This is a genomic window from Faecalibacterium hattorii (genome assembly GCF_003287455.1).
GTDB classification, from domain to species: domain Bacteria; phylum Bacillota; class Clostridia; order Oscillospirales; family Ruminococcaceae; genus Faecalibacterium; species Faecalibacterium hattorii.
Genome location: NZ_PRLC01000003.1, coordinates 1 through 17,848, shown reverse-complemented (window position 1 = coordinate 17,848; position 17,848 = coordinate 1). Strand labels below are relative to the sequence as shown.

Annotated in this window: 19 protein-coding genes, 1 tRNA gene and 1 pseudogene; 11 read left to right on the top strand and 10 right to left on the bottom strand. The window is 59.3% G+C overall.

Annotation, left to right across the window (positions count from 1 at the left end):
- Positions 1-30 precede the first annotated feature (30 nt).
- The 8 genes from hisC (at position 31) to C4N23_RS02640 (ending at position 6,918) form a co-directional block, all read left to right on the top strand.
- Complete coding sequence (hisC, locus tag C4N23_RS02675) at positions 31-1,092, top strand: histidinol-phosphate transaminase (protein ID WP_112143849.1); 1,062 nt, start codon at positions 31-33, stop codon at positions 1,090-1,092.
- 3 nt (positions 1,093-1,095) lie between these two features.
- Positions 1,096-1,686, top strand: coding sequence for an imidazoleglycerol-phosphate dehydratase HisB (gene hisB / locus C4N23_RS02670; RefSeq protein ID WP_055188614.1), 591 nt, complete (start codon positions 1,096-1,098; stop codon positions 1,684-1,686).
- Positions 1,683-2,291: an imidazole glycerol phosphate synthase subunit HisH gene (gene hisH, locus C4N23_RS02665; protein ID WP_112143847.1), complete on the top strand. Its 609-nt coding sequence runs from the start codon at positions 1,683-1,685 to the stop codon at positions 2,289-2,291. The genes hisB and hisH overlap by 4 nt, the downstream gene beginning before the upstream one ends.
- A gap of 143 nt (positions 2,292-2,434) precedes the next feature.
- Positions 2,435-3,154, top strand: coding sequence for a 1-(5-phosphoribosyl)-5-[(5-phosphoribosylamino)methylideneamino]imidazole-4-carboxamide isomerase (gene hisA / locus C4N23_RS02660; protein WP_097840282.1), 720 nt, complete (start codon positions 2,435-2,437; stop codon positions 3,152-3,154).
- 18 nt (positions 3,155-3,172) lie between these two features.
- Positions 3,173-3,928, top strand: a complete 756-nt coding sequence (gene hisF, locus C4N23_RS02655; RefSeq protein WP_055188608.1) for an imidazole glycerol phosphate synthase subunit HisF — start codon at positions 3,173-3,175, stop codon at positions 3,926-3,928.
- Positions 3,929-3,994: 66 nt separating this feature from the next.
- A complete protein-coding gene (gene hisIE, locus C4N23_RS02650; protein WP_055188606.1) occupies positions 3,995-4,630 on the top strand; it encodes a bifunctional phosphoribosyl-AMP cyclohydrolase/phosphoribosyl-ATP diphosphatase HisIE in 636 nt (211 codons plus the stop codon).
- 7 nt (positions 4,631-4,637) lie between these two features.
- Positions 4,638-5,462: a PHP domain-containing protein gene (locus C4N23_RS02645; protein WP_112143845.1), complete on the top strand. Its 825-nt coding sequence runs from the start codon at positions 4,638-4,640 to the stop codon at positions 5,460-5,462.
- Between the two features lie 88 nt (positions 5,463-5,550).
- Entirely contained in the window at positions 5,551-6,918 is a 1,368-nt protein-coding gene (locus C4N23_RS02640; RefSeq protein ID WP_112143843.1) for an MATE family efflux transporter, read from the top strand.
- Positions 6,919-7,064: 146 nt separating this feature from the next.
- On the opposite strand, the gene C4N23_RS02635 is transcribed toward C4N23_RS02640, so the two are convergent.
- The 5 genes from C4N23_RS02635 to C4N23_RS02615 form a co-directional block, all read right to left on the bottom strand.
- On the bottom strand, positions 7,065-7,388 hold the full coding sequence (locus C4N23_RS02635) for a type II toxin-antitoxin system Phd/YefM family antitoxin (protein ID WP_097840277.1): 324 nt from the start codon (positions 7,386-7,388) through the stop codon (positions 7,065-7,067).
- A gap of 189 nt (positions 7,389-7,577) precedes the next feature.
- Positions 7,578-8,213 carry a phosphoribosyltransferase gene (locus C4N23_RS02630; RefSeq protein WP_112143841.1) on the bottom strand — a complete coding sequence of 212 codons (636 nt, stop codon included), beginning with the start codon at positions 8,211-8,213 and terminating at the stop codon, positions 7,578-7,580.
- A 257-nt stretch (positions 8,214-8,470) separates the two neighbouring features.
- On the bottom strand, positions 8,471-9,028 hold the full coding sequence (locus C4N23_RS02625) for a twin-arginine translocation signal domain-containing protein (RefSeq protein ID WP_112143839.1): 558 nt from the start codon (positions 9,026-9,028) through the stop codon (positions 8,471-8,473).
- A 159-nt stretch (positions 9,029-9,187) separates the two neighbouring features.
- Positions 9,188-9,811 carry a twin-arginine translocation signal domain-containing protein gene (locus C4N23_RS02620; protein WP_112143837.1) on the bottom strand — a complete coding sequence of 208 codons (624 nt, stop codon included), beginning with the start codon at positions 9,809-9,811 and terminating at the stop codon, positions 9,188-9,190.
- 121 nt (positions 9,812-9,932) lie between these two features.
- The gene (locus tag C4N23_RS02615) at positions 9,933-10,628 is read right to left on the bottom strand and encodes a helix-turn-helix domain-containing protein (RefSeq protein ID WP_112143835.1); all 696 of its coding nucleotides are present in this window, start codon (positions 10,626-10,628) and stop codon (positions 9,933-9,935) included.
- Between the two features lie 284 nt (positions 10,629-10,912).
- Here C4N23_RS02615 and C4N23_RS02610 point away from each other — a divergent pair, with 284 nt between their 5' ends.
- Together C4N23_RS02610 and C4N23_RS02605 are read left to right on the top strand one after the other, a co-directional pair.
- Positions 10,913-11,587 (top strand): histidine phosphatase family protein, encoded by a 675-nt coding sequence (locus tag C4N23_RS02610; RefSeq protein WP_055188589.1) that lies wholly within the window; start codon positions 10,913-10,915, stop codon positions 11,585-11,587.
- 90 nt (positions 11,588-11,677) lie between these two features.
- Positions 11,678-12,283, top strand: a complete 606-nt coding sequence (locus C4N23_RS02605) for a hypothetical protein (protein WP_055188587.1) — start codon at positions 11,678-11,680, stop codon at positions 12,281-12,283.
- A gap of 62 nt (positions 12,284-12,345) precedes the next feature.
- Here the strand turns inward: C4N23_RS02605 and C4N23_RS02600 are convergent, their stop codons facing one another.
- Together C4N23_RS02600 and C4N23_RS02595 are read right to left on the bottom strand one after the other, a co-directional pair.
- On the bottom strand, positions 12,346-13,476 hold the full coding sequence (locus C4N23_RS02600; protein WP_112143833.1) for a DUF3048 domain-containing protein: 1,131 nt from the start codon (positions 13,474-13,476) through the stop codon (positions 12,346-12,348).
- A 33-nt stretch (positions 13,477-13,509) separates the two neighbouring features.
- On the bottom strand, positions 13,510-14,748 hold the full coding sequence (locus C4N23_RS02595; protein ID WP_112143831.1) for a DUF3048 domain-containing protein: 1,239 nt from the start codon (positions 14,746-14,748) through the stop codon (positions 13,510-13,512).
- 242 nt (positions 14,749-14,990) lie between these two features.
- Between C4N23_RS02595 and C4N23_RS02590 the strand changes: the two genes are divergently transcribed.
- A tRNA-Lys gene (locus C4N23_RS02590) sits at positions 14,991-15,066 on the top strand.
- 155 nt (positions 15,067-15,221) lie between these two features.
- On the opposite strand, the gene C4N23_RS02585 is transcribed toward C4N23_RS02590, so the two are convergent.
- The 3 genes and pseudogenes from C4N23_RS02585 to C4N23_RS02575 form a co-directional block, all read right to left on the bottom strand.
- Positions 15,222-16,625 (bottom strand): site-specific integrase, encoded by a 1,404-nt coding sequence (locus C4N23_RS02585; RefSeq protein ID WP_112143829.1) that lies wholly within the window; start codon positions 16,623-16,625, stop codon positions 15,222-15,224.
- A 14-nt stretch (positions 16,626-16,639) separates the two neighbouring features.
- Positions 16,640-16,945 carry a helix-turn-helix domain-containing protein gene (locus C4N23_RS02580; protein WP_112143827.1) on the bottom strand — a complete coding sequence of 102 codons (306 nt, stop codon included), beginning with the start codon at positions 16,943-16,945 and terminating at the stop codon, positions 16,640-16,642.
- Between the two features lie 372 nt (positions 16,946-17,317).
- Positions 17,318-17,848, bottom strand: a pseudogene (locus tag C4N23_RS02575) (DNA primase family protein); the annotation flags it as partial.

The window sequence follows — 17,848 nt, the reverse complement described above, 5'->3', positions numbered from 1 at the left end:
TCAGGTGCAGAAAAACGGAGGACGACCCCAATGAGCCGGTTTCTATCAGAACGATTGATGAACGTCACCCCTTACACCCCCGGCGAACAGCCGCAGGATCAGAAATACATCAAGCTGAACACCAACGAGAGCCCCTACCCGCCCTCCCCGGCGGTATTGGACGCCGTGAGCCGCGCCGAGGTCGAAAAGCTGCGGCTCTACTCCGACCCGGCCTGTGCCGAGCTGCTGAACACGGCGGCCAAGCACTTCGGGCTGAGGCCCAGCCAGATCATGCCCGGCAACGGCAGCGACGAAAACCTCTTCTTCGCGCTGCGGGCCTTCTGCGACGAGGAACACCCGCTGGCCTATGCGGACATCACCTACGGCTGCTACGGCGTCTGGTGCGGGCTGATGCACATCCCCAGCAGGATCATCCCCCTGAAGGAGGATTTCACCCTTGATCCCACCGATTACTACGGCCTCGGTGCCACCATCGTGTTGGCCAACCCCAACGCCCCCACCGGTCTGGCCCTGCCCCGCAGTGCCATCGAGGGCATCCTGAAGGCGAACCCTGACAACGTGGTGATCGTGGACGAAGCCTATGTGGACTTCGGCGGCGAGAGCTGCGTGCCCCTCATCGACCAATACGAGAACCTGCTGGTCGTGCAGACCTTCTCGAAATCCCGCCAACTGGCGGGTGCACGGCTGGGCCTTGCGATGGGCAATGAGAAGCTCATCGCGGACCTGAACCGGGTCAAGTTCAGCCTGAACCCCTACAACATCAACCGGCTGACCCTGAAGGCCGGACAGGCTGCGCTGGAAGATACGGCGTATTTTGACACCACCCGCGCCGCCATCGTGGAGACCCGCGGCTGGACGAAACAGGAGCTGGAAGCGCGGGGCTTCTCCGTGCTGGACAGCCGCTCCAACTTCCTGTTTGCAAGTACAATCCGCAAAGATGGCGGGGAACTTTACAAAAAGTTGAAAGAAAAGGGCGTCCTCGTCCGTCATTTTGATGCGCCCCGGATCGGCAGCTGGCTGCGCATCACCATCGGCACCCCGGATGAGATGCGGGCCCTGCTCAAAGCACTGGATGAGATTTTGGAGGTGTGACCCATGCGGGAAGTCAGTCTGGAACGCAACACCAACGAGACGCAGATCGAACTGACCCTGAATCTGGACGGCGCGGGCCGCTATCAGGTGGACACCGGCTGCGGTTTTCTGAATCATATGCTGGAGCTGTTCGCGCGGCATGGCCGGTTCGACCTCGTGCTCACCTGCCACGGCGACGTGGAGGTGGACTACCACCACACCGCCGAGGACATCGGCATTGCGCTGGGCCAAGCCTTTGCCAAGGCGCTGGGCGAGATGCGTGGCATCTGCCGCTACGGCAGCTTCTACCTGCCCATGGACGAGGCGCTGGTGCTCTGCGCCGTGGACCTTTCGGGCCGGTGCACCCTGAATTGGGACGTCCACTGCAAGACCGAAAAGGTCGGCGATTTCGATGTGGAGTGCGCCTCGGAATTCTGGCTGGGCTTTGCCCGGAATGTGCCCGCCACGATCCATTTCGTCCAGTTCGCGGGGGAGAATACCCATCACATTCTGGAAGCCTGTTTCAAGGGGGCCGGGCACGCGCTGGCCGCCGCAGTAAAGATCGACGCCGCCCACCGGGACGAGATCCCCTCCACGAAAGGACTGCTGGTATGATCGCGATCATCGATTATGGTGTGGGCAACCTGTTCAGCCTGAAGTCGAGCCTTGCCCATCTGGGGCAGGAAGCTGTTGTCACGGCAGACCCGGCCGTGATCCGGGCAGCGGACCGGCTGATCCTGCCCGGCGTGGGGGCCTTCGGCGACGCCATGGCGAAGCTCACCGCCACCGGCCTTGTGCCGGTCATTCAAGAGGAGGCCCAAAAGAAGCCGCTGCTGGGCATCTGCCTTGGGATGCAGCTTCTGTTTGAGAAAAGCTACGAGTACGGCGAGCACGCGGGTCTCGGCTTTGTGAAAGGCGAGGTCTGCCCGCTGGAACCCGACCTTGCGGACAAGACTCTAAAGGTGCCGCAGATCGGCTGGAACGCCCTGCACATCCTCAAAGACGACCCGCTGTTCCGGTACATCCGGGAAGGCGAGTATGTGTACTACGTCCACAGCTACTACGGCAAACACTGCGTGGAAAGCACGCTGGCCGTCAGCGATTACTCCCTTCCCGTCACCGGTGTGGTCCGGGCGGGGAAGGTGTACGGCACCCAGTTCCATCCCGAAAAAAGCGGGGATACGGGGCTGAGGATCCTGAAGGCGTTCAGTGAATTATGAACCTCTCAGTCTCGCTGACGCTCGCCAGCTCCCCTAATAGGGGAGCCCTTGGCAAAACCGGAAACTTTATCGTTCTGCCAAGGCCTCTCCTACAAGGAGAGGTTGTACGAAGGAAGTGCTAAAGTTAGGAGGGAATCTACCCGATGCAATTATTTCCTGCCATTGACCTGCGGGGCGGCAAGGTCGTCCGGCTGACGCAGGGCGACTACGACCGCATGACCGTCTACGGCGAGGATCCCTGCGCACAGGCGCGGCAGTTCCTCGCGGCGGGGGCCAAGAACCTCCACGTCGTCGATCTGGACGGCGCGAAGGACGGCACCCTTTCCAATTACGACACCATAGCCGCGCTGGCAAAGCAGGGCGGCTTGTACATCGAGGTGGGCGGCGGCATCCGCACCGAGGAGCGGATCGAGAAGTACCTTTCCCTCGGTGTGGGCCGCTGCATCCTTGGCAGTGTGGCCGTGACGGATTTTGACTTCACGGCCCGGATGCTGAAAAAATACGGCGACAGGATCGCCGTCGGCGTGGACGCCAAGAACGGCTTTGTGGCCATCCACGGCTGGAAGGATGTCAGCGCCGAAAAGGGCATCGACTTCTGCAAGCGGCTGGCGGATGCGGGCTGCACGGCGGTTATCTACACCGACATCGCCTGTGACGGCGCGATGCAGGGCACGAACATGGCCCTGTACCGCCAATTGCAGACCGAGGTGCCGGGCATGAACTTCACGGCCAGCGGCGGCATCTCCTTCGAATCCGAGCTGGTGGAGCTGGATCGGATGGGCGTCGCGGCGGCGATCTTGGGCAAAAGCCTCTACACCGGGGCGCTCGACCTGCAACGCTGCGTAAAACTGGTACAGAAATAAACAGGGAGGAAGCTGACCATGGTAACAAAACGCATCATTCCCTGCCTTGATGTGCGAAACGGCCGGGTGGTCAAGGGCACGAACTTCGAGGGCATCAAGGATGTGGCCGACCCGGTGGAGATGGCCCGGCTCTACAACGCAGCCGGGGCCGACGAGCTGGTGTTCTATGACATCACGGCCAGCTTCGAGGGGCGCGCCCTCTTCACCGATATCCTGACCCAAGTGGCCAGCGAGATCTTCATCCCGCTGACCGTGGGCGGCGGCATCAATACGCTGGAGGATTTTGACCGGGTGCTCAAGTGCGGGGCCGACAAGGTCAGCGTCAACTCCGGCGCTCTCAAGAACCCGGACCTCATCCCGGCGGCGGCTCAGCGCTACGGCGACCAGTGCGTCGTCCTCTCGGCGGACGTCAAGCGGGTGAACGGCCAGTTCCGGGTCTTTGCCAAAGGCGGGCGGGAGGACACCGGCCGCGATGCGCTGGACTGGATCGCGTGGTGCACCGAGCACGGCGCGGGGGAGGTCTGCCTGAACAGCATCGACACCGACGGCGTGCGGAACGGTTTCGACCTCGAAATGCTGGACGCTGTGGCGGCGCGGGTCCATGTGCCCATCATCGCCAGCGGCGGCGCGGGCAAAAAGGAGGATTTTTTGGAGCTGTTCCACCACAAAGGCATCGACGCGGGCCTTGCGGCGGGCATCTTCCACCAGAAGCTGCTCTCAATTTCCGACTTGAAAGCCTACTTGAATGAAAATGGCATCGAAATGCGGGTCTGAGCTCTTGCGTTTCGGGCCCATTTAGGATAAACTGTAAGTATCCCCTTTGAGGGGGAGGAGAAAATTATGGAACTGAAATTTGATGAAAAGGGCCTCATTCCTGCCATCGTGCAGGACCACTACACCAAAGAGGTGCTGACCCTCGCCTATATGAACGCCGAGACGCTGGCGCTGACCATCGCCGAGGGGCGGACGGTCTTTTGGAGCCGGAGCCGGCAGGAGATCTGGCGTAAGGGCGACACCAGCGGCAATGTGCAGCATGTGGTGTCCATCACCGCCGACTGCGACAAGGACGCGCTGGTGGTGGAAGTGGTCAAAGACGGCCCCGCCTGCCACACCGGCGCCGAGAGCTGCTTCTTCAACGAAGTATACGTCTCGCCGGAGCTGAAGCAGTTCAGCTGGCAGGGGCTGTATGAGCTCATCAAAGGCCGCAAGACCGACCCCAAGGAGGGCAGTTACACCACCTACCTGTTTGAAAAGGGCAAGGAGAAGATCCTGAAAAAGGTGGGCGAGGAGTGCACCGAGGTCATCATTGCGGGCGAAAAGGAAGACAAAGCCGAGACCATCTATGAGATCAGCGACTTGGCATATCATGTGCTGGTGCTGATGGTTCAGGCGGGCATCACGGTGGAGGACATCACCCGTGAGCTGGAGAAGCGACATGTCATTGACCACAAGGTCAAACAGGAAAGGATGCAGTGAGTTTTTTATGGCAGATTATAAGAAGTCCAGCGTTCATTGCCACTCGACGATGTGCGACGGCAGAAATACCTTGCAGGAGATGGCCAGCGCCGCCTGTGCGCAGGGCTTGACCACACTGGGCTTCTCCGGCCATAGCTACACCCAGCGTGACCGCGAATACTGCATGAGCCCCAGCCGCACGGCTCAGTACAAGGCCACCATCGCAAAGCTCAAGGCCGAGTACAAGGGCAAGGTGGATATCCTCTGCGGCATCGAGTGGGACTCTCTGAGCGAGGATAAGCCCGAAAGCTACGATTACTGGATCGGTGCGGCGCACCATCTGTACGGCAAGAACACCGGCAAGTATTACGAGATCGACTTCCGCCCGCAGGATCTGCACGACTGCATTTTCGACGATTTCGGCGGCGATGCGCTGGCCGCAGTGGAAGCTTACTTTGCCGAGGTGGAGAAGGTGGCCGCCAAGGGCCCGGACATTCTGGCCCACATCGACCTCATCAAGAAGCTGAACGGTGAGGGTGAGTTCTTCGACGAGGAGGACCCCCGCTACAAGGCCGCTGCCCTCAAGGCACTGGCCGTGGCCAAGGAGCATGATTGCCGCCTTGAGGTGAACACCGGCGGCGTCTACCGCGGCTACCGCAAGGATTTCTACCCCGGCGCATGGCTGCTGGGCGAGTGGCAGAAGATGGGCGGCAAGGTCATCATCACCGCCGACGCCCACGACACCGCCAGCCTGACCTTCGATTTCGATGAGGCCGCTGCTGCCATCAAGGCAGCGGGTTTCACCAGCGTCGAAGTGCTGACCGCCAACGGCTTCGAATCGCAGGAGCTGTGATCAAAAATCAGAAAAATGCCATGACCCTCTCCGCCTTCGGCGGGGAGGGTCATTTTCCGGCTCATAGGGGCCGGACAGGAGGAACTGCATGACCCAGACCGCAAGAAAACCGCTTTTCAATATGAATGTGGACCTGATGCACGGGCCGATCTTCCAGCGCCTTGTCATCTTTATGCTGCCCATCTTCGTGTCGAACCTGTTCCAGCAATTGTACAACACGGTGGATACCATGATCGTGGGCAACGTGCTGGGCGACACCGCCCTCGCCGCCATTGGCTCCTGCGGCTCGATCTACGAGCTTTTGGTGGGTTTCGGCCTCGGCATCGGAAACGGCCTTGCCATCGTTGCAGCGCGCTCCTACGGGGCGCAGGAAGACGATCTGCTCAAGAAGACCGTGGCGGGCTCTCTCGTCATCGGCCTGATCGCCTCCCTCTGCATCACGCTGGCGGGCGCGGTGGGGCTGCGCCCGCTGCTGGTGCTGCTGGACACCCCGGCGGAGATTCTGGAAGACGCCTACCGCTACATCATCGTCATCGATTACGGCGTCATGGTCATGTTTGCATACAACCTGTGCGCCGGTCTGCTCCGGGCCATCGGCAACAGCTTTATGCCGCTGGTCTTCCTGCTCCTCTCGTCGGGCCTGAACATCCTGCTGGACCTGCTCTTCATCGCGAAGATGGGCTTGGGCGTGCAGGGCGCGGCCGTGGCCACCGTCATCTCGCAGGGCGTGTCCGTCCTGCTCTGCATCCTCTACGTCTTCGCCAAGGTGAAGCTTCTCCTCCCGGAGAAAAAGCACTTCAAAGTCGGCCAGCACCTGTACTGGGAGCTGTTCAGCCAGAGCATCTGCATGGGCCTGATGAGCAGCATCGTCTCGGCGGGCTCGGTGGTCCTGCAATACGGCATCAACGGTCTGGGCACGCTGGTCATCGCGGGCCACACCGCCGCCCGCAAGATGTTCATGTTCACGGATATGCCGCTGCTGAGCATGGCGTCGGCGGGTTCGACCTTCGTTTCCCAGAACTGCGGTGCGGGCCAGCCGGACCGCGTCCGCAAGGGCATGAAGGAAATTTACCTCTACTCGGTCGTGGTGGCGGTCCTCGCCGTCCTGCTCATGCGGGCGGCGGCTCCGTGGATGGTGGCCTTCGTCTCCGGTTCCAGCGAGCCGGTGGTGCTGGAAAACGGCGCACGGTATCTGCTCTGGAACGCGCCGTTCTACGCGGTGCTGGGCGTCCTGCTCTCCACCCGCTATGCGCTGCAGAGCCTCGGCAACAAGGTGCTGCCCCTCTTCTCCAGCGTCATCGAGCTGGTGGGCAAGATCATCTTCGTCCTGCTCCTGATCCCGAAATTCGCGTACAACGCCGTCATCCTCTGCGAGCCGATCATCTGGTGCTTCATGGCGGTCTATCTCGTCACGGTTTACCTGCATGACCCGTTCGTGTTCCCGAAGAAGAAGTAAGTGAATAACGCAAAAAAGAGGCCGCACGCGCGGTCTCTTTTTGCGTTAGAGCTGTTTTTTGCGGGCCCGCTTTTCGGCGAGCTGATAGACTTCGTCATCTGCGCGGGCTCCGATGACTACGATGAGCATTTCCGTTTCGGTCCGGATCATTCGAATTCCACCTCGTCAAAATCGGCGAGGTCGGCGTCGGAGATACCGTACTTCTGGTAAACTTCCTCTGCGGGAATCGCCTTGTCGGCGTCAAAATGCTGCATCCGCTGCGCGGCAAGGGCAGCGAGCTTGGCGTCGTTGACTTCGTCGATCAGGCGAAGATACTCCTCCGGCGAGAGCAGAACACACTCCGGCGCATTGTTTTTCATCACGACTTTAGCGCCCTGCTGGCGGACTTCCTCAAACACTTTGCCCGCAAGGCCGCGGTTGAACAGCGAAATGGGAACTGTGCTGCGCAGTGCACCCGAAACATCGGCCATCGTACACACCTCCATTGTTTTTCTGATTCCAGTATATGCGGATGCAAAGGAAAAGTCAAGCAATAGAACAGTGAATTTACTGTTAAATTAAATGACACATAAGAAAACCCCGCCGCACGGGAACAGAGGAGTGTCCGGTGCGGCGGGGCAGAAGAGGTCGGTCAAAAGGGATCTGTGGAAAGCAACCGGTTACAGTGCCGAGTAACCGAAGCTGTTGACGAGGGCGTCGATGTGCTGGCCCGCCTTGCACAGGGGGCATTCGCGGGAATCGAAGCTGGCGTAATCGGGGAGGCTGGACGGGTCAAAGATGGAAGTGACCGGGATGCCGAGGCACTCGTTGGTGGTGGCGAAGATGGCGGACAGACCCGCGACCATGCCGCCGTAATAGTTCACGGCCTCGATGGCGGCCTGTGCGGTGTAGCCGGTGGTGATGGAAGCCGCCAAGATCAGCACATGCTTGCCCTTGACCATGGGGGCGAGGTTGTCGCGCAGGATGATCTGGCTGCCGGTGGTGTACTCCGGGGTGATGATGTAGATGGTCTGGTGGGCGTTCATGTTGGAGAAGCCGTCCTTGGTCAGCTCGTTGGCAAGGCAGGTGCCGATGACCTGCGTGCCGTCCAAGCAGAGCACGGTGTCCACGATGGTATTATGCTGATAGGCGGCCACCAGTTCCTTTGCCACGGCCTTTGCCTCGGACAGACGGGATTTCTGGGTGGTCACATCGATGTAGTAGTTGATGTGGCTGTGGCTGGTGGCGAAATGGCCCTTTGCCACACGCAGGAACAGACTGCTCTTGTTGGTGGGAAGTTTTACCATGTTGATCATAACTGCAACACTCCTGTTCTACAAAAGTCCGGCGTCATTCCGGTTCCGGGCGGAAAACAAACAGCGCGGCGGCATGTGCTGAGCCGCTGCGCTCCCATCCTTTTCCATATCTCTATTGTAAAGGAAAAGGATGCTGTGCACAAGATACAAAACTGCCGAAAATGGAAAGCAAATTTAAGATATTGTGCCAAGGAGCGGGCAAACAAAAACCGCCCGGAACGGGTCCGGGCGGTGAGAATGCAGCTGATCGAGAAAAATCAGGTCGTGGTACTGGTTGTGGAAGCACTGCTCTCTTTCTTGGAAACGGTCAGCTTCCAGTTCAGAGAGTACTCGTTGTACTGCAGATCGGGGCAGTAGGTCAGGACGACAACATCGCCTTCCTTTAAATCAACCCCCTGTGCAGTAACATTACCAGAAACGGAAGAACCCTTCTTCAGATTAGTGTCCTTCAGCGCATCCTCAATTGTTACAGAGTACTTTTTGACGTTTTTTCCATCACTGCTGGTGACGACCACCTTGAAATTATTAGGAGTGACATAAATAGGATTGGTGCGGTTGTTGGTGATCTTCATGGGGAATTCAATGGTCGTGGTCGTACCGGTGATGTCGGGAGCGGTGTATTTCTTGCTCTTGTCGTCATACTTGCCCATTGCGGCGGTCACCTGCAGGACGGTCAGTTCACCGGCGCCCTCTTTGAGCAGGTTGTAGGAATCGCCGGAGTTCTTGCAGCCGGTGAACAGGCTTGCGCCCGCCAGAGCGACGGCAGCCACAGCGGTGTATTTCATAAAATTACGGCGGGAAAACTCGAAAGACATGATGGTTCCTCCTTTTATATGGGATCACATATCATTTGCCAAAAGGCCTTGCCTATACAATAGGCGAAAAATGGGCGGATGTCAATGGTTTTCACAGATTTTTTGAGAACAAAAACGGCTCAAGGAAACCCGATGCGACGAAATTTCGTCCCCCGGAACTCAGGAATTCGACAGGTCGGAAGCGCTCATCGAGAAGGTGAGGGTCTTGCCGGAAACGAAGGTCGGGGTGTAGGTCACGGTCATCTGCTGCCAATCGGCGGGGACCATGCAGACCAGCTCGATGTAGCCGGAGCCCTGCGGGGGCAGATTCGGGGAATCGTTGAAGGTCTCGGTGGCGCTGTCGTACAGAGCGACATAAGCGCCGGCCTCGGCGGTCTGGCCGTCCACGGTCACGGCAAAGTCGGTGGTGGAGGCGGACAGAGCGTGGAAATAGGGGGCAGTGTTGGCGGCCTTGAGCTCCTCGGTGTTCAGCGGGTAAGCGGCATCGATCTCAAGGACGTTCTGGGCACCGATGGCCATGGTATCGGTCTTGGAGCGGTTGACGGCGGTGACCAGAATGGCAACGTACTTGCTGCCGGGCACATCGGGCGCGTCGGCCAGCGTGAAGACGCTGGTGAGCTGGACGGCCAGATTGTTCCAGTTGCTGATCTTATCACCGACCTTGACTTCCACAGAATTGCTGCTGGAAGACTGGCAGCCGCCCAGCATGGAAGCGGCGCCCAGTGCGAGTGCAGAAGCGCCGGAGACCTTCAGGAAGGAGCGGCGGGAGATCTTGTTCGACATAAAAACTGCCTCCTTATCAAATGGCAATGTCTTTTTCTTCTCTGGTTCGTTTATAACATCTTTTGGAATGGAGCGCAACCCTTTTCGGCAAAAATTAACACGAGTTTCACATGCGGGGCCGTCACTGCTCCGGGCCGATGCCCTTGACGCGGGTCTCACTGGTCTTGACCAGATTGAGCAGACTGGGGGTGTACAGCGGGAATTCGCGGGTCAGGCTCTCGGTGGTCATGGCAAGGCAGGACGGATCCTTGACCCCCTCGCCCGTGCCCACGTCCTCCCCGGCCAGCAGGGCTTCGACATTGGCTTCGTTCATCTGCATCACGGCGCTGGAGTAGCCGGGCCAGCGGCGGGCCTCCACGCTGAACAGGCTGGGCGCGTTGTGGGGCTCGGCGGAGTAGAGCAGTCGGAACATCTTGGCCACCGCCATCATCAGGTAGCTGCTGACCTCGGTGGTCAGGGCTTTGCTGTGGCATTCGGCGATCTTGGCGTAGAGGACATTCAGGCCGTTGGAGATCAGCTTTTTGTTCATGGTGGGCAGGACGCTGCCGTGGTAGACGTTGTCCTTCATCTTGTCGGGGTTGGGCAGCTCGTCGGCGGTCAGCATCATGCCGTTGCGCTCCGCCGAGCGGCCCAGCAGATAATCGCAGGATACATTATAGTAATCTGCCACGCGGACCACGAAATCCAGACCGCACTCGCGGATACCCTTTTCGTAGTGGGAGAGCAGCGCCTGCGAGACGCCGAGATCCTCCGCCGCCTGCTTTTGGGTGATGCCGCGCTCCTTGCGCAGCAGTTTGATGATACGATTGAATTCCATGATCTTTGGCTCCTCAGTGAAAATATGAGACTTCTTTGATTTTTGGTTTACAGCATGTTGATTATACACAACGGAAAACGACTTGTAAAGCGAGCAAAATGACGGAATTTCCTGTCGGATTTCGTCATTTTTGTCAAAGGTCTTGCTCAAACCACCATATCTATGTTAAACTAAGAAGAAACTGGCGTACATTTTGTGCTGCGCAGAAAGGGCAGACTGCCCGCTGCGCACAAAAATTTTAGCACAATGCGACGAACTTTGCGAAAATCGAGGTGTTTTTGACGATGAAAACATTTAAGCTGCATCTCATCCGCCACGGCATCACGGCCGGCAACCTGCAGGGGCTGTACATCGGCAGCGGCACGGACATCCCCCTGTGCGACGAGGGACGCGCCCAGCTGGCCGACCTGAAGGAGCGGTTCGAGTATCCGCAGGTGGACACTGTTTTCTCCTCGCCGCTGATGCGCGCGGTGGAAACGGCGAACATCCTCTTCCCCAACGCGACCCATCAGTTCTCGGTCCACGACCTGCGGGAGGCGGGCTTCGGCGTTTTCGAGAACCGCCCCGTCAAGGAGCTGGTCAAGGATGAGGACTTCAAGAAGTGGATCACCCCCGGTTCCGGCTTCGTGCCCGAAGGAGCCGAGCCCACCGAGAAGTTCCACGCCCGCTGCTCCGAGACGCTGCTCAAGCTGTTTGAGTATATGATCCGGATGGACGTTACCGAGGCGGCTTGTGTGACCCACGGCGGCGTTATCATGAGTATGCTCAGCCAGCGGGCTCTGCCCAGCCGCCACCCGGAACAGTGGATGGCTGACCCCGGCTGCGGCTACACCGTCCAGACCGACGTTCAGCTCTGGATGCGGGACCGCCTTGTAGAGGCCATCGACATCGTGCCCTTCGGTTACGCCGACACCCTGCGCGGTCAGGCCGAGAACGAAGAAAACGAAGCGTTTGAATAAGGCTTGGTAAAATTCCGGGCAAATCCCTTGACAGGCTGCCCGGAATTTACTATTGTATAAGGAGAACTATTCCGTTAGGAGGAATCCCCGATGTCCCAATCCCTGTCCCGCCGCTCGTTCCTGAAATGTGCCGGTTCCGGTGCGGTCAGTCTGGCTGCCGCCCTGCTCACCGGCGTTTCGGCTGCGGCACTGGCCCCCTGTTATGAGGGCGAACCGGCTCTGCTGGACGGCAAGGCTGCCGTCGAGCTGCTGGGTTATGCCCCTGCGCCGGAGCTGGGCAGCACCCTTGTGTACCTGTCGGTGGAGAACCTCTCGGCCAAGGCGCTGGCCGTCGGCACGAGCTATCTGCAGAGCCGCGATATGACCACCACCGACCAGTTGTACCGGCTGGGTACGGGGCTGACGGCGGTCTGCGATGGCAAGGCCGTCCGCTGCGGCAGCTTCGCCGCCCCGCTCTACGGCGAAAATGCAGCAGACGCCTCGGCCTTTACGCTGAATCTGGCCGCGGGCCGCGGGGCCATGCTCCACTGCTTCTGCGAGACGCCGGAGGACTGGACCACGCTGGAACTGACCTACCAGCCCGATTTTGCTTCCGGCCAGACTATGCACTTTGTGGTGCGCCGGGACGTGGACGAAGTCCAGCTGGGCGCCGTCCCCACCACCCCCGCCGAGGTCGGCAGCGTGGTGGACTTGTAACAGAAAAACGAAAAAACACCCTCGTGAGCTGCACACACAGCCCGCGAGGGTGTTTTTGGTCGTCAGGGGATGATGGAAGCGGAGTCCGCCTCGGTGGCGAGCGCAGGGGTCAGGCTCTCCCCGGCGGAGTTCAGCACCATGAGCTCCTGCCCGGTGAGGCTGGAGACAAGGGCAATGTAGCTGCTGCCCGCGGTCAGGGTCAGCGGCTGGCCGTCGGCGTCGTAGAAGAAAAAGGTGGTGTCGCTGCCCTGCGTCCATGTGATCGGCCACAGGTGCCCGCCGTTGAGCCAGACCCCGCCGCCCATGGTCAGGTCGTAGTCGAGGGTCAGGCCGTCGTCCCGGAGGGCCGAGGCGCTGAACAGGACGAGCAGGTTGTCGAAGCCCGCCTGCTGGCCGTTGTTGGCATCGAGCTGGGGCGTGCCGTCGGCGTGGAGCATCTTGTAGGTGCTGCTGTCGGCATCGTAGGAAAAGCCGGTGGCGTTGGAGGCGTCGAACTGCACGCGGACACTGACCGCGTCGGACGCTGCGGCGTCCGGCAGGTGGCCCTCGGTCTGCTGGGGCAGCAGGGCCGGGACCGAGAGAACGGTGGTCTCCGTCTCGCTTTCGCTGGTGCCGCTGGCGGCTGCGTCGGTCAGGCGGGATTCCGTCAGCACCGAAGAGATGTTCAGCTTGCCCAGCACTCCGGCCAAGGCGCTGCCGCTGGTGTACCACAGGGGGCTGTTGCTCCATGCGCCATCGCAGGAGAAGGCGTTGGTGCCGGTTTCCAAAGCGTCCACGGCCCGCAGGGAGTAGTAATCGAGATAGTTCTGGTCAAAGGCTCCGCCGCCGCGCTGGACGGGCAGCACCTGCTGGCCTACCAGAAGCCGCCAGTACAGGTCCTGCCCGGCGCTGACCGGGCCCACCTGCGGCACCGCGTCCACGGCGGGGTAGACCAGACAGAGGCTGGTGGGCGTCTGGGTCTCGGTCAGGGCTTGCAGCACCACCGACGCCGTAGAAAGCCCCCACTGGGTCGTGCTGGAAGGATCGTTTTCAATGGTGACCGCCACCGGCCGCTGCCCCGGCCAGAGCAGTTCCTGCCCGGTGAGGGGGTCGGCGGGCGTGTCGGACTCAGCCGCATCCCGCGCGGGGGCGCAGCCGGCCAAGAGCGCGGCGCAGAGCGCAAGGCACAAAGCAGTCCGCTTCCAAAATTTCATGTTGTTCCTCTTCTGCCCCGAAGGGCGGGTGATTTACTGGTAGCTGAAATTGGCCCACTCGTCGTCGTCCACGAGGGCAAAGTAGGTCTTGCCGCGGTTCAGGGTCATCTCCTCACCGCTGTCGGTGTAGAGCTTCAGGGGCTGGGTGGGGTGGTTCTTTTCCCAGCGGCCGGTCTGGACGCCGCCGCGGGTGAACAGGTAGGCCTCGCCGCCCTGCACGTACTGGACCTCCTGCACATCGTGGGAGTCGCCCGCGTAGGCCGCAATGTTGGCAAAGCAGACCACCACATTGTCGAAGGCCAGCTGCTTGCCGGTCAGCTCGTCCACCGTGGACTCGAACTTTTTGGTGCGGTTGCTGTACATCGACATCTTATAGTTTTTGTTCCAACTGTTGTAGGCGAAGCTCGTCTTGTAGCTGGCCGAGTGGGTGATGCTGATGCTCTTGGCGGCGGGGGTGCCCTCAAGGGTGTTCACGGCCTTGGTACGGTAGTCGGCAAAGCGGAAGAAGGTGCCCTCATACGGGTAGCTCAGGCTGATGCCGGCATCGTTGGCCGCCTGTTTGATCTCCTTGGCGGAGGTGAACTCGGTGTGCTCGTAGGCGACGTTCTCACTGCGCTTGATGCGGTGGGCCACATGGGGATGGATCGGGGTGTTGAAGTAGCTCTTGCCGCCGATGTTCAGGCCGGAGTAGTTGTAGACGTTGATGAACTGGGTGCAGAAAATGCTTTCACCGTCGTGGTAATACAGGGCGTTCCACGGCATGAGCAGCTGCAAAAACTGGTCGCGGCCGGAGCGGATGGGGCCGATCTCCGGGATGTTGTCCACACTGGAATACACCGCGCAGAAGCGGGTGATGCCGCCCTCGACCTTGCTCTCGATGAGCAGGTCGGCGGAGGCGATGCCGCGCTGGGGGCGGGCGTTCTGCCTTTCAGAGTTGCAGATGTTGTTGACCATGACGCCCACGATCCGGTCGTTGCCGCTGCGCTCTTCGCCGGTCAGGGGATTGGCGTCATAGCTCGGCATCACGCCGAAGCCGGGGTCGAGCGGCTCGCCCGCAGGCAGGGAGGAAGCGGCCATTTCAGAGGACGCCTCACTGGAAGCGGCTGACGACGCAGCCGACGAATCAGCGGGCGAGACGCGCAGCACCTTCTGCATCCACGCGGGCAGACTGCTGCCCAGCGAAGCATTGCCGGTGGGGGTGCAGCCGGTCAGCGCCAGCCAAGCGGCCGCCAGCCCAGAGTAACGAAGTACGGACCGTCGAGAAATTTTCATACGAAACAGACCTCCTATTGCATCGGCCGGGCGTGCACTTCTCCGCGCCGCCGCCCGCCGGGATCGGCATACAGTGTACATGATTTGATTGTACTGATTCTTGCCGGATTTGTAAAGGGAAAGTTCGTGCCAGCGCCCGCAGATTTTGTGAAAGAAAGTTTTTTGCCCCGAAGGCTTGCTTTTTTGCGGCGGGTATGGTAATATAATACGGCAATATTTTGAATATTGTATCAGTATCGTATGCGCTCGTAGCTCAGCCGGTAGAGCATCTGACTTTTAATCAGAGGGCCAGGGATTCGAGTTCCCTCGAGCGCACCAAAATCCCACGAGGAATCGTAAGATTCCTCGTGGGATTTTCCTTTTTCTGGGGCTCTGCACACTTTTGCACACTTTTTGCACACCGGCGGGAAAGCCGTGTTTTTCCTTGCATTGTCTGCATTCTGTGCATCGTGAGCGTTTTTTCCATACTTTTTTCAGGCGAACAGCAGGCGGGTGAACTCACGCCGCTGCTCGGGGTTCATCTGTCGGACAACTTTCAGCAGCCCTTCCGGGGTGATCTGGATGCTGTCCGGCAGATTTTCTTTTACCGGCACAGAGCCGGATTTGGGGGAGCTGATGTCCTGTGAATAGAAGTCTGCTTCCAGCTTCTCAGCCAGCTCCAACCGGGGCTTGTCCTGCGTGTGGGCGTAGGTGTCCATCAGGATGCCCGTGGTGGCGTGGCCGGTGTTGCCCTGCACGGCCTTGATGTTGCCGCCGGATTCAATCAACTGGTAAGTGGCACTGGAGTGGCGCAGACCGTGGAACACGATCTTCTCAAACTCCGGGTGCTCTGCACGCCAAGTGCGGTACCATTTAGAAAGGGCTTCCGGGGCAACAGGCATACCGTTGGGCAGACGGAAGAGCTGGCCACAGTTGCGATATCTGCCATCCATGGCAAGCTCGTCCTGACGGAGCTTTTCCAGCCAAGCCAGCAGTTCCTCTTTCAAGGGTCTCGTCAGATAAAGGGTGCGGCTGGATTTCTTGGTTTTCGGCTTCTTCAGCACCAGTGCGGAGCTGCTGCCCTCACGCTGGTCGGGGAAGATGTGGTAGATCTGATTCGGGTCGGTCTTTTCCAGTGCAGCCTTTTCGGTGCGCTGTAAGCTCCTGCCGACCGTGATGGTCCCACGTCCATCCGCTGCATCGAAGTCGATGTCTCCCGGCTGCAAGCCAAGGATCTCTCCGACACGCAGCGAGAGAATCATGCTCAGATGAACAGCAAGGTGGAGCGTAGGGTCGGTCATGGTCTGCAACGCAGCAAGCATGGTCTTTTCGTCCCAGATGGCACGTTCTTCCGAGGTCGATTTCGGGGCTTCTCTCGGAATCGGTGACTTGAGGAGCAGACCCCACTCAACGGCATAGGAAAAAGCAGTCTTGAGCATGGCGTGGACTTCCCGGATGGAAGCACCCGTCAGAAACTGCCGCTTCTGTTTGTCGGTGAGCGTTTGCTTGACACCCTGCTTATACAGTCCGCGCGGTGTCCGGCTCAGCGTGGCGTAAAACTGTTCGAGGTCATACGTCTGAACCTTCTGAATCTGCTTCTTGCCGAGATAGGGCACGACAAGATTCTGAATCATGGCTACCGTGTGGGTGTAGGTTTTGGGTGCCCACTTGTGCTTGCTGGACTGGATGGGGAGCCACTTGTACAGCATTTCCGCTACCGTCATTGCATCGGGTATGAGGAACGTACCGTCCAAGAGTTCTTTCTCTACCGAGATCTTGCGGTCTTGCGCTTCCTTCTTGGTTTTGAAACTCTCCCAGCCTTCACAGATCCGGCCAGCATGGTCTTTGTATTTGAAACGAACGGAGTAGGAATCTCCGCGCCTGAGAATAGATGCCATAGATATTCCCTCCCTCAGACCGCAGCAAACCAATCGTCAAAGCTCTGCTTGCTTACCCGGATGCTGGTACCGAGGCGGATCACCTTGAAGTCTTTCGTGGTGTTGCACAGATTGTACGCAGCACGGTTGGAGATCGCCAACAGTTGGGCAATCTCCTCCACCCGGTAGACAAGCGGGGCGTGTCGGACGGTTTTGCTGGTCTGGTCAGAAGGTTCTACGGCAGGGGTTTCGGACAATTTCATTGTAGGGGATTCGGGCGCGATTTTCAAGTCCTCACGGGTCAGTTTGGTGGAATTTTTGCGGACATTCGTCATAGGCATGTCTCCTTTGCACTTCTCCAGACCCGGTGCAGCTCCGGTTGAGCTGCACCCTTGTGGGCTGGTAAATATGTAAGGGCCTGCCGCTCCTGACCCGAAGCAGCAGCCCAAAAAAGTGCGAGAACTTGAATTTACGCGCCCCACGCGCCCCAAACCACACAAAAGTACCTTCCTGTGTTGATTTTACAGGGCGCATGGCTGAATTGTATGCGCCCTTTTTGGGCGCATCTTGGTTTTTCTCCCGCCCCGAAGGGCGTGTTTCCGCCCTGTATCCGCCCGAAAGGGGCGGATACACACCTGAAGAAAACAGCGATAACAAGTCGAAACCACTACTTTGGGGCGCGTAGGGCGGGAGAATTTTACTTTTCGTGTGTTTTATGCCGCAGCAAAGGCGGGGTGGACGCATACGCCCCGGAAGCCGCGGTACTTCCCCTCGATGTGCTTGGAAAAGGTCAGGCCATACTTCCCTGCATTTTTCAGCAGGAACTGGCTGAACTTCTTTTGCGGAACAGGCGATTCCAGATTATCCTCGCACCACTTGGTGTAGGCGCGGTAGAGATAGGTGGAGCGTTCCTCGGTGTCGGGCTTGAAGCGGACATACGCCGTTGCCTGCATGAACTGGGTCAGGTTGTCGCTGTCCGCCATGGCTGCTTCAAGGTTCTGGATGGAGCGCTCGCTGATGGTGAACTGATAGCGGTTTGCCAGCAGACGGTGTAACCCCTCCAGCATCCACAGCAGGATGCCGGGACGCTCCTCGGACAACTCTTCGATGAGGAAGGGATTATCCACCCGCGCAGGGTCACGGTCTTTCACCGTGATGAGGATCTGTCTGCGCCAGAAGCCGTCGCTGTCATCGTGAGCAGCCACAAGGTTGCCATTGCCGAAGCAGATGAAACGAACGTACAG